Origin of the sequence: Corynebacterium variabile (assembly GCF_006539825.1) — a bacterium.
GTDB lineage: Bacteria > Actinomycetota > Actinomycetes > Mycobacteriales > Mycobacteriaceae > Corynebacterium > Corynebacterium variabile.
On the sequence record NZ_BJNT01000005.1, the window covers coordinates 220172 to 233537 of the forward strand.

Sequence of the window (13366 nt, forward strand, 5' to 3'; positions counted from 1 at the left end):
CACGGTAGGCTGACTCCCGTGGCAGAAAACCCGGCAGTCGGTACCCCTCTCCCGTCCGTCAGCGACACGGCGCTGGTGTTCGAGGGGGGCGCGATGCGGTCCGCCTTCTCCTCGGCGATGGTGCAGGCGCTGGACGAGGAAGGGATCTCCTTCGACTGGACCTACGGGAACTCCGGCTCCGCGGTGCACGTGGCGACCTACCTCTCCCACGAACCCGAACTCGCCCGCGAGTACTACACGGTCTTCCCCGGAGATCCGCTGTTCGGTGGCATCCGTCCCTTCCTCCGCGGCGACGGCTTCTTCAACACGAAGTACCTCTTCAGCGGCACGGCCCGTGTCGAGGACCGGCGCATGGCCCCCGACTGGGCCGCCATGAAGGCCAACCCCGGCGACTTCCGCATCTCCGGGTTCAACGGACGCACCGGCGAGACCGTCCACTGGAGCAAGGCCGACATGACCGGCCTCGACGATTTCCTGCTCCACGCCCGCGCCTCGGCGTCCCTCCCGGTCCTCATGCCGCCGACGCGCATCGGCGGGGAGATCTACTTCGACGGCGCTTTCGGGCCGACCGGTGGCATCCCCATCGACTCCGCCCGCGAGATAGAGGGCTTCGACCGCTTCCTGGTCATCATGACGAGGACGCGCTCCTACCGGAAGAAGGCGACCAAGTTCACCTGGGCGGTGAAGCGGTGGTTCCCGCAGTACCCCGCGCTGGCGACGTCCATGCATGACCGGCACATGCGCTACAACCGGACCCGCGACTGGATCTTCGAGCAGGAGCGGCTGGGGCGGGCGTACATCTTCGCCCCGCACCGGATGCCGATCGGCAACGGCACCCGCAAGCTCAACGAACTCGCGGAGACCTACGAGGCGGGCCTGGCGCAGGCCCGCGAGGAGATACCGCTGATCAAGCGGTTCCTCGGACTCTAGCGACGTCGCTCTAGAGATCGAAGACGCCGGCATCCTCCATGACCTGCTCGAGAGTGTCGGCGGAGTGCGCGAACTGTCCGCGCTCCGTGGCGTCCAACGGCAGTTCGACCGCTTCGCGGACGCCGTCGCGCGCGATGACGGCGGGGGTCCCGATGTAGAGGGGGCGGCGTCCTTCCCGGCCGTAGATCCCGTCGACCAGCGTGGACACCGGCAGTGCGACATCCTCGTTACCGAGGACGGCCGCGGTGATCCGGGCGAGGCCCTGACCGATGCCGAAACTGGTCGACCCCTTGGCCTTGATGATCTCGTAGGCGGCGTCCCTGGTCTGCGCGAAGATCCGGTCGGCGGTCTCGGTGCCGCCGGTGGCGGCCAGACGGGTCGACAGCGGGACGCCGGCGACCGAACCCGCCGACCAGACGGGCAGTTCGGTGTCCCCGTGCTCGCCGATGACGTAGGCGTGGACCGAGGTCGGGGCGATGTCGAAGTGGTTGCCGAGGGCCCAGCGCAGCCGGGCGGTGTCCAGCACCGTGCCGGAGCCGATGACGCGGTGGGAAGGGAGCCCGGACACCTTCCAGGTGACGTAGCTGAGGATGTCCACCGGATTGGACGCGACCAGGTAGATGCCGTCGAATCCGGAATCGCGGACGGAACCGACGATGCCGCGGAAGATCCCGACGTTCTTTTCGACGAGATCCAGTCGGGTTTCGCCGGGCTTCTGGGCGGCGCCGGCGCAGATGCAGACGATGTCGGCGTCCGCGCAGTCGGGGTAGTCACCCTGGGTGATGACGGTGCGGTGGTTGGACCAGGGGACGGCGTGGTTGAGGTCCTGGACCTGACCCCAGGTCTTCTTCTCGTCGAGGTCGATGAGGACGAAGCGGTCGCAGAGTCCCTGGTTGATCAGGGCGAAGGCGTAGGCGACGCCGACATCGCCGGCACCGATGAGGACGATCTTCGTGGCAGTGGTGGTGGCGCCTGTGGTGGTCATGGCGCGGTCCTTCCGTCGTTGTGGTGGATACATGCTCAAGAGTAGCCGCGGAATGCCCGGGCGAACGGGGTGGAGAATGTCGCATTACCCAGCGAGTTCATTAGTCTGAACTTTCTTTTTCGAATTGCTGACCATTGCACGGTCAGGAATTTCGGGCCACACTGGAAGCCGTAACAGACGTTATGACGAAAGGACCACGAAACATGGCCGTGTACGAACTTCCCGAGCTCCCCTACGCCTACGATGCGCTGGAGCCGCACATCTCCGCCGAGATCATGACCCTCCACCACGACAAGCACCACGCGACCTACGTCGCCGGCGCCAACGCCGCGCTGGAGGCCCTCGAGAAGGCCCGCGAGGAGGGCGGCAACCCGGACACCATCCGTGCGCTGTCCAAGAACCTGGCCTTCAACCTCGGTGGCCACACCAACCACTCCATCTTCTGGAAGAACCTCTCCCCGAACGGTGGCGGCGAGCCCACCGGCGAGCTGGCTGAGGCCATCAACCGCGACTTCGGTTCCTTCGAGAAGTTCCAGGCGAACTTCAACGGTGCCGCCCTGGGCCTGCAGGGCTCCGGCTGGGCCGTCCTGGGTTACGACCACATCGCCGGCCGCCTCATCGTCGAGCAGCTGACCGACCAGCAGGGCAACACCTCAGTGAACTTCACCCCGCTGCTCATGCTGGACATGTGGGAGCACGCCTTCTACCTCCAGTACAAGAACGTCAAGGCCGACTACGTCAAGGCCGTCTGGAACGTCTTCAACTGGGACGACGTCGCCGAGCGCTTCGCCGCCGCCAAGGCCTAGGAGCTCCAGCAGTTCTGTAGCGCCGGACCGCTCCAGGCGGTTGTACGGAAAGTCTTCACCGACTCCCCTGTGAGGTCCTGACACGGGCGTCTCAGGGTGGTTTCCATCCCCGGAACCACCGTGAGGCGCCCGTGTCGCATGTGTCGGTGGGAGCGCTAGGCTGGCGAGCGCTAGGCTGGCGAAGGTGAGCAAGAAAGACAGGAAGAAGCAGCACGGGGCCACGCCCGCCGTGCTCGCACTCGAGAAGGCCGGTGTCGACTTCACCGTCCGCACCTTCGAGCATGATCCCGAGGTCGAGGACTACGGGGACGAGGCGGCGGCCGCGCTCGACATGCCGGCCCGGCAGATCTGCAAGACCCTCCTCGTCGACCTCGACGGCGGCCCGCATGACGGGCGCATGGGAGTCACGGTCGTCCCGGTGACGATGATGCTCGACCTCAAGGCCGCCGCCTCGGCGTTCGGGGCGAAGAAGGCGACGATGGCGGACCCGAAGGCCGCCGAGCGTTCCACCGGCTACATCGTCGGCGGCATCAGCCCGCTCGGCCAGAAGAAGCGACTGGCCACGGTGCTGGACGCGGAGGCCGCGTCCGAGGAGACCATCCTCGTCTCAGGAGGACGCCGCGGCTTCGACGTCCAGCTGACCCCGGCAGACCTGGTGGCCGTCCTGGACGCCACCGTCGCCCCCATCGGCCGGACAGACCTGCACCACTGACAACCCGGGACCCCTACCCGCAGGTCACACCGGTGGCATGGACCGGGCAGTAGCCGTCCGGGTTCTTGTCCAGATACTGCTGGTGCTCGTCCTCGGCCAGGTAGTACTCCCCCGCCGGAGTCTCGGCCAGCGGCACGATCTCGGTGGTGATGTCGCCGTAGCCGGCGTCCCTCAGCCGCTCCCCGTAGGACGCGACCACCGAACGGGCGATCCCGATCTGCGAGGCGACCTCCTCCGGCGTGCCGACCGGGAAGATCACCGAACGGTACTGCGAGCCGACGTCATTGCCCTGCCGGTCGCCCTGGGTCGGATCATGGTTCTCGAGTGCGACCTTGAGGATCGACTCGAGCGAGACCACCGACGGATCCCAGACCACGTCGACGACCTCGGAGTGCCCGGTCCGCCCGGTGCACACCTCACGGTAGGTCGGGTTGGGCGTGTAGCCGCCGGCGTACCCCACCGAGGTGGCCTCCACCCCGTCGATCTGCCACAGCAGCTTCTCTGCGCCCCAGAAGCAGCCCAGTCCCAGCACGATGTGCTGCTGACCGTCCTTCCACGGCCCGGTGACCGGCGTCCCCAGGACGGTGTGGGGCTTCGGATCGGTCAGCACGGGGTGGCGTCCGCCCTTGAGCGCTGTCTCAGCGTCCGGCCGTTCCGCGTGGAACGGACCGGACGAGTTCATGGCCATCAGTCGTTGCAGGAAATCCACGGTTGTCCCGTCCCTTCTCAGTACTCCAGCGGCGGGACACCCGGTGCCCCGAGCCGCAGCCAACGACGCACCGCGGCAGGTGCGTAGCAGTCGTCGGCGTTGTAACGCTCCAGGGTACGCCGGGCCCGGGAGGACGCCTCGGCACGCGCACCGTCGTCGGAGTCCGCATCCCCGTCGACGTCCCCGACCGCGATCTCGAAGAGGTCGACCGCAGCCCGGCCGTCGACGTCCTCCTGGCTGAAGGTGAAACCTGCCAGCCTCGCCACGGATTTCAGTCCCAGTGACCCGTTCGCCGCCAGGGCGGTCTTCACCAGGGCGAAGACGTCGACCCATTCGGGCGAGTTGAGGAAGGCGTTGACCTCGGAGAGGGTCGGCATGATGATGCCCGGCGCGTACTCGCGTCCGCCGAAGCGGGTCGCGTAACTGCGCATCCAGTGGTTCTCCCCCTGCTGGGAGTAGCAGTAGGTGCGGAAGACGCGGTAGGAGTCATGCGCGGCACGGCGACGGGCCATGAGCCAGGTCCAGTACCGGGCGACATGCTCCCCCTCATCCCCGTCGCGGCTGAAGTCGGTGAAGGGACGGTACTCGGAGCCGTCGAAGGTGCCCCAGAGGAAGGTGCCGCGCGAGGGGTGGGCCTCCATGTCGACGTCGATCTCCACGGCGTCCCCGATCTCCCCGGCCATCGGCAGTTCGCCGTCGCCGAGGTGTCCGGGCATGCGGAAGGCGTGACCGCACCACAGGTCGGGTCCGGTGATCCACCGGCGCAGCGGTCGCCGCAGGAACTCCACCCCGGCCATCCACGCGGCCGCCAGGGCCGGGTCCTCCCGGTTGACTCCGGGAAAAGTCGTCAGCTCCGCGGGCCGGTCGGCGAGCGCCGCGAGATCCGGCAGGGTGTGGACGCCGAGCTCGCGCCACTGCCGCCCCCGGTCCCCGGGAAGCATGAGGCTGAGGTCGCCGCTGTCGACCAGTTCGCAACGGCAGTGGTTGTGGAACTCGCAGTCGGCACATTCCCGGACCCGGACGGGGTGGGCCGGGACGGGAGCCTCGAGGGCACGCTCCAGGCCGTCGAGGACACGGTCGGCGGTGATGACGACGCACCGGGCGTAACCGCCGACCCCGGTGGTCCCTCCGGCACCGCCGCCGATGAATCCGACGTCCCCGGACGCCAGCCCGAGCCGGTCGAGCAGGACATGGGCGACGGCGACCTTCTGGGAGTCGACGGCGTTGCTGCGGTGCTTCAGTGGGGCGACGACCGGCGTGGACAGGCCGAGCGCGGCGACGTCCACCACCCGGACACTGTTCTTCTCCGCGACGGGCCCCTTCGTCCGACGCGCGGTGGTGTGCGCTGTGACGGTCACCGGCATGTATGCGGTGGACGCACTGATCCCCGCACCGTCGTCGAGCCGGACCAGCAGGTCGATGTCGCAGGCCAGGGCGTCGTCTGCGAGACGGGCCCCGGTGATGACGCGGACCCCGGCGGCCAGGGCCTCCAGGGTCTGCTCCTCGGCGGTGCCGTCGTCGACGATGTCGGTACGGCTGAACGTCACCCGGTCACCACGACGGGCGGTGGTGGGAAGTGCGGAGGTCACGGCAGTACGGCGCAGGGCGGCGCGCTGCCGGTGGGCCTGACGGTCGGCCCTGGCGGCCAGGGAGAGTTCCGGGGTGACGCGTCCTGCGGTCGCGGCGCGCAGCAGGATACTGCGTCGGCGGCAACCGGTGAGGTCTGCGGGAGTCACCGGTGTGACCGGCAGAAGGTGGTTCGTCACAATAGGTCCCATCCTATTGGCTAGAGTGGTCCACCAGAAACACACGCGGTCACCGGTCGGCACCGCAGTACGTTCCACAGCAGGTACAGGAGACCTTTCACATGGGAGTTGTCAGTTCTATCCGCCGTAGGCGCCACGAGAAGAAGGCGGCGTACAAGGCGGCGAAGGTCCACGCGAAAGAGACGGCGAAGGCCACCGCGAAATCGGACAAGGCACGGGACAGGTACCTGCAGAAGACCGCCGGGAAGATCCGCGCCATCGACGACAAGGCCGCGAAGCGGCAGGACAAGAAGGATCTCGAGTCCGCGAAGGCCCTGGTCGCGCAGGCGAAGTCCAAGCGCGTCACCGCAGGAAAGGTGCTCGGCTGGGTCGGCACGGCCCGCGCGGTGATCCCGGTCGCCGCACCGCTGGTCTACCGTGCCGTGGCGAAGCTGGGTTCCACCCCGTCCGGTCAGGGCCTCTCGTCGCTGCTCGGCGGATTCGGTGCCGGTGGTACCGCCCCGGGGCATGATGCGGTCCAGCGTGCACGTATCGCGGATCTCCGTAACCGTGCCGGCGCCTCCACTGTCCCGGATTCCGTGGAGAAGGAGATCATCACGAAGCTCGGAACACTGGAGACGACGCTGAAATCCGCATCCTCCGATGCCGAGCTCGCCGCCGTGTCCACGGAACTCGATCTTCTGGACGCCAGGCTCGACGCCGCCTAATTCACGGCCACTGTGCCGACGTTTGTTTTCCCGCGTCGACATTCAGTGAATTGCCAGGACAGATATTCGCATAGTCCGTTCTATATGGGTTAGACTCGCTCACCAGAAGCATCAGTGTCCATCTGCATGAACGAGTAAAGGATTATCTCCATGGCACGTCGTGAAGTCACCCAGTTCTTCGACGATCTGGACGGAACCGCCCTCAGCGCGGATGACGTGAACGTCGTCGAGTTCTCCTACGCCGGTTCGGATTACACCCTGGACCTGTCCGAGGACAACGCACTCAAGTTCGCCATCGACCTCGAGCCGTACCTCAAGGTCGCCACCAAGGTCGCCAAGACCCGTTCCACCCGCTCCCGCTCCACCGGCGCCGCCGCCCCGAAGTCCGACCCGAACCGCAACAAGCGGATCCGCGAATGGGCCCGCGACAACGGCCACACCGTGTCCGCCCGCGGTCAGATCTCCCACGAGATCATCTCGGCCTACGAAGAGGCCAACCCCTCCGACCGCTGATTGACCGTTGATTGACCGCTGAGCCTCAGCAGGTCAGAGCATTCCCGCTTCCCGGGCCGCCGCCACAGCGGAGGTCCGGGAGCGGACGCCGAGTTTCGTGTTGATGTGCACGAGATGCGATTTCACCGTCGCCTCGGAAAGAAACAGGGTGGCACCGATTTCACGGTTACTCCGCCCGTCTGCGACCAACTGGAGAACTTCGAGTTCCCGACTGGTCAACGCATTCGCCGGTTCCTCCTCCCGGTGCATCAACCGGGTCGCCACTGACCCCGACATTGCCGTCGCCCCGGTGGCCGCGGCACGGACCGCGGAAATGAGTTCCGCCGGTGGGGCGTCCTTGAGGAGATAACCCACCGCACCGGCCTCAATAGCCCCGAGAATGTCGACATCGGTGTCGTAATTCGTCACCACGAGCACATTCGGCGGATCCGGAAGTTTCCGGATACGCGCGGTGGCGGAAGCCCCGGTCTCGAGTTCGCGCCCGGACTGTCCGGGGCCGAAGCGCAGATCCATCAGCACCACGTCGATATCCGGACCGGCATTCTCCACGGCACGGACGGCGTCATCTGCGGTGTCCGCTTCACCGACAATGGTGATGTCCTCTTCACTGTCGAGAACGGCGCGCAGTCCCATCCGGACAATGGCGTGGTCATCGGCGAGAAGTACCCTGATCATTCTGACTCTCCTGTATCTTCACTCACCACGGATCCGCGCGGCACACTCACCACGACGGCGGTCCCGCTGCCGGGAGTCGACTCGATCTCCAACGTCCCGCCGATGCTGCGGGCACGGTGGGCCATGGCGGACAGGCCGATATGGCCCTCCCCTGCCCGCTCGACGGCACTGTTGTCCACCGCGGCCCGGTCGAACCCGCAGCCGTCGTCGACGATGTCGAGACGCACCGACCCCGGCTCGACCGTCAACGTGATCCGTGCCCGGTCGGCCCCGGAATGCTGGCGGACATTGGACACCGCCGACTGCGCGATACGTAGCAGACCCGCCTCCACCCGCATCGGCAGGTCGGGCCCGTCAGCGTGCACGCCCGCGGCGTCCTCGATATCGACACCGATGTCGAGCCCGTCACTGCCCGCGGACGCCGCCAGCCGGCGCAGCGCCTGCGGGAACGACCCGTCCTGGAGATCGTCGGGCTGCAGAGCCGCGATGATCGCCCGGGTCTCCCGCAGGCTGCGGGCCGCCGTCGACCGGGCTAGGTGCACCCGGTCCAGGGCACCGGAGTCCGCCGGGATGTCCCGCTCCGCAGCGTGGAGCAGCATCTGGATACTGGAGAGCCCCTGGGCGACCGTGTCGTGGATCTCGTGGGCCAGGCGCTCGCGCTCGGTGATGATGCCGGCCTGACGCTCCGACTCGGCGAGCAGTCCGCGGGTCCGCACCAGCTCGTCGATGAGCTGACGGCGGCTCTCACTGACCGCGGACATGCTCCGTACCACCATCGCGATGGCGATCGCCGCGACACCGGCCAGGACCGGCCCGAGGATCGCGCCGGTACTCGGCCCGGCGACCGCCACGGAGAGCATCACCGCCAGTGCCGTGGCCACACCGGTCGCCACCGCCCCCCAGGGCGAGGGCAGCAGCAGGAGGTAGAGGACGAACAGGACGAGAGCCAGGTAGGACGCCGTGGCCTCCTGTGACGCCAGGGCGATCCAGAGCAGTGTGAGCACGGCCAGCCAGCCGTAGCGTTGTGGTGATTCGACCGGGAACGGCCGCATCAGGCCGACGGCCGCGACGACGGCGAAGGGGACAGCCAGGACGACCACGAGGGTCACGGCGGCATCCTTCCGGTCCGCCGCAGCCCACACGGCGACCAGGAGGAGCAGGCCCAGGGCGAGCCCCAGCGCTCCCCTGATCACCGGGGAGCCGCGGAAGACGCCCGTCGCCGGTTCCGTCACTGTATGCATGGGACATACCGTAGCCTGTCCTGGGTACGCGGGGGGTGCAGGGGCTTCGGGCCGGGGACGCAGGGGAAGTACAGGAGGCAAAGGTATCCTCGTACCGTGCAGATCATCGAGTACCCCGTATCCCTGGTCATGAAGGCGTGGCACGTCTTCCTCACCTGGCTGGGCATGGACGCCGTCTCGTCATGGCCGCTGACCATTGTTCTTCTGGTGGTGACGGTGCGCCTGATCCTCCTGCCGTTCGCGTACCGGGCGCTCTACTCGTCCCGGATGCTGATCAACCTGCGGCCGGCGTTGCACGCGCTCGAGGTCGAGTACAAGGGGGTGAAGGACCGCGACAGGATCCGCGAGAAGATGGCGAAGCGCAAGCAGCTGCAGCAGGACGGCGGCTACCGGATGCGGGACGGCTGCCTCCCGGCGCTGATCCAGCTCCCGTTCTTCCTGGGCCTCTACCGGATCCTGCTGACGGTCTCGCGGCCGACCGACCTGGAGAACGGCACCCACCAGAGCATCGGCGCCCTGAACGGGACGGACGTGGGCCAGTTCCTGCAGGCCGAGGTCTTTGGCGTGCCGCTGCCCGCGTATTCCGTGATGACCGATGAACGGTTCGACTTCCTCGGCACCTCGTCCTCCGAGGTCTTCCACATCGCACTGCCCCTGTGTCTCATCGCCTCGGTGCTGACGACCTCGAACACGGCGTACTCACTCAAGCGGAACTGGATGACCCTGGACGAAGACAGCGCGGTCGCCCGCGGCCTGTTCAAGTTCATGGTCCTCCTGCTGCCGGTGATGCTCATCTTCCCCCTGGCCTTCGGCCTCGCCGGCCCTGCCCCCGTGGCGATCATGTGCTACTGGGTGATGAACAACCTGTGGACCGTCGCCCAGAGCGTCACTCTGCAACTCATCATGGACAGGAAGGCACCGTACACGGAGGAGTTCCTTGCCCACCGCAAAGAGATCGGTGCACGGCGTAAGCAGCTGCGGCTGGCGAAGAAGTCGAAGGACCTGCCGGCGGCAGCTCAGGCGAAGGACGCGGCTCCCGCAGAACCGGAAGAGGAGCCGGACGCGGAACCCGTCACAGAACCGGAGGCGGACGAGGGCCCCGGCGGACGCCACCGGATCGACTGAGTCGGTTCCCCTGACTCCGGCGTCTTCTAGATCGTGTACATCATCGGAGCCGTGTACAGCAGCTGCTTCGCCAGCTCACGGGCGGTCTCCAGGGGTGAGACGGTGCGGCTCATCTTCGCTCCGGCGATGCCGCCGTCGAGGAAGACAATGAGTTGGTCGGCGAGGGTGCGGGAGGCGTAACCGAACTTCTCGGTCAGCAGGTCGGCCATCGTGTCACGACACCACCGGCGGTGCTCCATCGCCGCCTGACGGATCCGGTGCTCACTGTCCGTGTCCGGACGCGGGTACTCACTGGCGGCGTTCTGGAAGTGGGAGCCGCGGAAGTTCTCCTGCGGTTCATCGGCGATAACCATGTCGAAGAAGGCGAGGATGCGGTCCTCCGGCTTCGGCCGGTCAGCGCACATCTCCTCCCATCGACGACGCCAGTCCTGGTCGAGTTCCTCGATGTAGGCGACGACGAGGTTGTCCTTCGACCCGAAGAGCGAATAGAGACTGGCCTTGGCGACGTCCGCGTCCCGCAGGATGCGGTCGATACCGATGACGCGGATACCCTCCGTGGTGAACAGCTGCGTGGCGCTCTCCAGCAGCCGCTGCCGCGGTCCCGGGCGGTTACGCCGGCGAGAGGACGCGGACTTCGCTGAGCCGCGGGCAGACGACTTCCGGGCCGACGTACCTGCGGCGGAGACCGGGGTGCCGTCGCCGTCCTTGGTCGCCGGAACGGAGTTCGTCATCAGTTTTTCTCCTGGGTCTCAGCGGGGTGGGGAACCGGAAAAGCCCCACCTTTCCGGACCAGCTTACACGACAGACAGAACAGTCCATATGTGGCTTACCGGCGAGGTGGGGCTTCCAGGTGTCGGTGGGGAGGGCGTCCTCCCCGGACCTCCTAGCGGGAGTTCGGGCGGACGACCATCATCGGGCACGGAGCGTACTGCAGCAGAGCACGCGAGGTGGAACCGAGGAGCATGCCGCGGAAGCCACCACGACCGTGGGAACCCAGCACGAGCAGCTGGGAGCCCTCGGCGGCGTCCCTCAGGACCTGGATCGGACGGTCGCGGGAGAGGACCTCCTCGACCTCGACGTCCGGGTACTGCTCACGGAACGGAGCGAGCTCCTTGGAGAGCATCTCGCGCTCCTGAGCGGCGATGGCGTCGACCTGGCTCTGCATGGCACTGAGGCCGACGAGGCTGGTCTGCAGCTCCTGGTCTGCCCAGCTGTGGACGGCGCGCAGCGGGGCCTTGCGGGCGTCCGCCTCGCGGAAGGCGTACTCGAGGGCCTTGCGGGAGATCTCGGAACCGTCGACACCGACGGAGACGGGACCGTACTTGGTGCCCTCGGTGACGTTGTTGTCCTTACGGATGACGACGACCGGGCAGGCGGCGTGGGAGACGACGGCGGAGGAGACCGAACCGAGGACCAGGCCGGACAGTCCGCCGAGACCACGGGAACCCATAACGATGATGTCGGCACTCTCGGAAAGCTCCAGGAGCATGTCGATGGGGGTGCCTTCGACGATGATGTGACCGACCACGAGATCAGGGTTGAATGCGGCGACCTGCTCGCGGGCGTTGTTGATCTTCTCCAGCGCCTCAGCCTCAAGCTCGTCGTACAGCTCCTGCGGCGGAACCATGCCGTCGGCGTACATGAACTGGGGCATGGTGTAGGCGGTGACGAGCTTCAGGGAAGCTCCGCGCTTGGTGGCGGCGTTCGCGGCCCAGGCGACGGCGGTCGCGCTGGCCTCGGAGCCGTCGACGGCGACGACGATCGCATTGTCAGCGGTGATCTTGGTGTCCGACATGGTGTCCATCCTTGTCTTTGTGGGTTTCATTTCCCTGCACCCCCCACTATCCCCCTTTTCGGTCACAGATGGGACAGATGGACACCCCTGTCAGGGGGTAAACCAGAAGTGACCCACCCGTGGAGTGCGATGACCAGCACGGATCCACGGGTGGGTCGGCTAACCCCGACTTCCCGTCACGGAACGGCAGGGGAGTTGGCCGGGAACAAGAAGTCGAAGACAGACTGTGCGGAGCCGACGACCGAGCCGCCGACGCCGGTGCCCATGAACTGGTTGACCAGTGCGATAATCGAGTTGAAATCCATAACTGAGGAGCTTATCCTGCGAAACCCTCCACTACCAGTAGTAGACGGTCTCAACCCTTCACGGGTGAGGCTCGACACGGCGACGTCCGCTGCGGCGGCGGTGCGTCATCTCATCGAGAACCAGCACCACCACGACCCCACCGACGACGAGACCGCCCTCTACGAACGTTTCCGTCGCGGAGAGGTCCGGCTCGACAACGGCACGGTTCTCCAGCCGGCGGACACGGTGGCCGGGGGTACCTTCATCTGGTTCTACCGTCGTCCCGCCCCGGAGCGCCCGGTGCCCGGTAACATGCACCTGCTGTACCGGGACGAGAACATCCTCGTCGCCGACAAGCCGCCGTTCATGTCGACGCTGCCACGGGGGCAGCACATCACCGAGACCGCCGTCGTCCGCGCACGGCGTCAGTTCGGCATTGACGACCTGTCTCCGGTGCACCGCCTGGACCGGCTGACCCGCGGGGTACTGCTGTTCACGGTGCGTCGTGAGGTGCGCGGTGCGTACCAGCAGCTCTTCGAGCGCCGCCTCGTACAGAAGACCTACGACGCGGTGACGCCGCGACCTCCGGGATGGACCGACCTGACTCAGGTGGAGGTTCCGGCCGGTGCACTGCACCTCGGTAGTCCTGCTTCAGCGCTCGCTGCGCCGAGTGCGGCAGAGCCGTGGGTACTGCGGCACCGCCTCATCAAGGACCGTGGGCATCTCGCCACCTACGTCGCCGAGGGGGACGCCAACAGCGAGACGGCTGTGGTCGGAATCCGCCCTTCGGATCTTGATGACTCAAAGCTGGTGTGGACGCTGCAGCCCCATTCCGGACGCACTCACCAGTTGCGCGTGAATATGCGCCTGTTCAAGACACCGATCGTCGACGACCCGATCTACACGGACATCTCGGATCGTGCTCTGTATGACCAGACCGCTCCCCTGCCCTTCGTTCCTGCAGTAGAGGATGAGGACTTCAACCGTCCCATGGGTCTGACCGCCCGCGAACTCTCCTTTACTGATCCCTTGTCCGGGGAACCGCGTCACTTCGTCAGCTCGTATTCGAGCTGATCCTTCACGCACCCTCGCACCCGGCTCCCGTTATCCGGGTACA

15 protein-coding genes are annotated in these 13366 nt (G+C 66.8%); 7 read left to right on the forward strand and 8 right to left on the reverse strand.

Annotation, left to right across the window (positions count from 1 at the left end):
* The first annotated feature begins 18 nt into the window (after positions 1–18).
* Positions 19–930, forward strand: a complete 912-nt coding sequence (locus CVA01_RS04275; RefSeq protein ID WP_141328876.1) for a patatin-like phospholipase family protein — start codon at positions 19–21, stop codon at positions 928–930.
* Positions 931–940: 10 nt separating this feature from the next.
* Here CVA01_RS04275 and CVA01_RS04280 read toward each other — a convergent pair whose 3' ends face one another.
* Entirely contained in the window at positions 941–1915 is a 975-nt protein-coding gene (locus tag CVA01_RS04280; RefSeq protein WP_141328878.1) for an L-lactate dehydrogenase, read from the reverse strand.
* A gap of 203 nt (positions 1916–2118) precedes the next feature.
* On the opposite strand from CVA01_RS04280, the gene CVA01_RS04285 reads away from it, so the two are divergent.
* Both CVA01_RS04285 and ybaK read left to right on the forward strand, forming a co-directional pair.
* Entirely contained in the window at positions 2119–2721 is a 603-nt protein-coding gene (locus tag CVA01_RS04285) for a superoxide dismutase (RefSeq protein WP_141328880.1), read from the forward strand.
* Between the two features lie 184 nt (positions 2722–2905).
* Positions 2906–3433: a Cys-tRNA(Pro) deacylase gene (ybaK, locus tag CVA01_RS04290; protein WP_141328882.1), complete on the forward strand. Its 528-nt coding sequence runs from the start codon at positions 2906–2908 to the stop codon at positions 3431–3433.
* Positions 3434–3446: 13 nt separating this feature from the next.
* On the opposite strand, the gene msrA is transcribed toward ybaK, so the two are convergent.
* Entirely contained in the window at positions 3447–4115 is a 669-nt protein-coding gene (gene msrA / locus CVA01_RS04295) for a peptide-methionine (S)-S-oxide reductase MsrA (protein WP_141328931.1), read from the reverse strand.
* Positions 4116–4159: 44 nt separating this feature from the next.
* Entirely contained in the window at positions 4160–5908 is a 1749-nt protein-coding gene (locus CVA01_RS04300) for a ribonuclease H-like domain-containing protein (protein WP_244938141.1), read from the reverse strand.
* Between the two features lie 101 nt (positions 5909–6009).
* Between CVA01_RS04300 and CVA01_RS04305 the strand changes: the two genes are divergently transcribed.
* Together CVA01_RS04305 and CVA01_RS04310 are read left to right on the forward strand one after the other, a co-directional pair.
* Positions 6010–6615 carry a DUF6474 family protein gene (locus CVA01_RS04305; protein WP_014011299.1) on the forward strand — a complete coding sequence of 202 codons (606 nt, stop codon included), beginning with the start codon at positions 6010–6012 and terminating at the stop codon, positions 6613–6615.
* A 150-nt stretch (positions 6616–6765) separates the two neighbouring features.
* A complete protein-coding gene (locus CVA01_RS04310; protein ID WP_014011300.1) occupies positions 6766–7128 on the forward strand; it encodes a histone-like nucleoid-structuring protein Lsr2 in 363 nt (120 codons plus the stop codon).
* Between the two features lie 33 nt (positions 7129–7161).
* Here the strand turns inward: CVA01_RS04310 and CVA01_RS04315 are convergent, their stop codons facing one another.
* Positions 7162–7803 (reverse strand): response regulator transcription factor, encoded by a 642-nt coding sequence (locus tag CVA01_RS04315; protein ID WP_014011301.1) that lies wholly within the window; start codon positions 7801–7803, stop codon positions 7162–7164.
* Positions 7800–9044, reverse strand: a complete 1245-nt coding sequence (locus CVA01_RS04320) for a sensor histidine kinase (protein WP_244938142.1) — start codon at positions 9042–9044, stop codon at positions 7800–7802. The genes CVA01_RS04315 and CVA01_RS04320 overlap by 4 nt, the downstream gene beginning before the upstream one ends.
* 96 nt (positions 9045–9140) lie before the next feature.
* Here CVA01_RS04320 and yidC point away from each other — a divergent pair, with 96 nt between their 5' ends.
* Positions 9141–10169: a membrane protein insertase YidC gene (yidC, locus tag CVA01_RS04325; RefSeq protein ID WP_141328886.1), complete on the forward strand. Its 1029-nt coding sequence runs from the start codon at positions 9141–9143 to the stop codon at positions 10167–10169.
* A 26-nt stretch (positions 10170–10195) separates the two neighbouring features.
* On the opposite strand, the gene CVA01_RS04330 is transcribed toward yidC, so the two are convergent.
* The 3 genes from CVA01_RS04330 to CVA01_RS15440 all read right to left on the reverse strand — a co-directional run bounded on the left by CVA01_RS04330 (position 10196) and on the right by CVA01_RS15440 (position 12269).
* Entirely contained in the window at positions 10196–10900 is a 705-nt protein-coding gene (locus CVA01_RS04330; protein WP_014011340.1) for a TetR/AcrR family transcriptional regulator, read from the reverse strand.
* A gap of 152 nt (positions 10901–11052) precedes the next feature.
* Positions 11053–11964 (reverse strand): universal stress protein, encoded by a 912-nt coding sequence (locus CVA01_RS04335; protein ID WP_041630836.1) that lies wholly within the window; start codon positions 11962–11964, stop codon positions 11053–11055.
* Positions 11965–12140: 176 nt separating this feature from the next.
* Positions 12141–12269 carry a hypothetical protein gene (locus CVA01_RS15440; RefSeq protein WP_280528060.1) on the reverse strand — a complete coding sequence of 43 codons (129 nt, stop codon included), beginning with the start codon at positions 12267–12269 and terminating at the stop codon, positions 12141–12143.
* A gap of 64 nt (positions 12270–12333) precedes the next feature.
* Between CVA01_RS15440 and CVA01_RS04340 the strand changes: the two genes are divergently transcribed.
* On the forward strand, positions 12334–13323 hold the full coding sequence (locus tag CVA01_RS04340; protein WP_244938143.1) for a pseudouridine synthase: 990 nt from the start codon (positions 12334–12336) through the stop codon (positions 13321–13323).
* Positions 13324–13366: the final 43 nt, after the last annotated feature.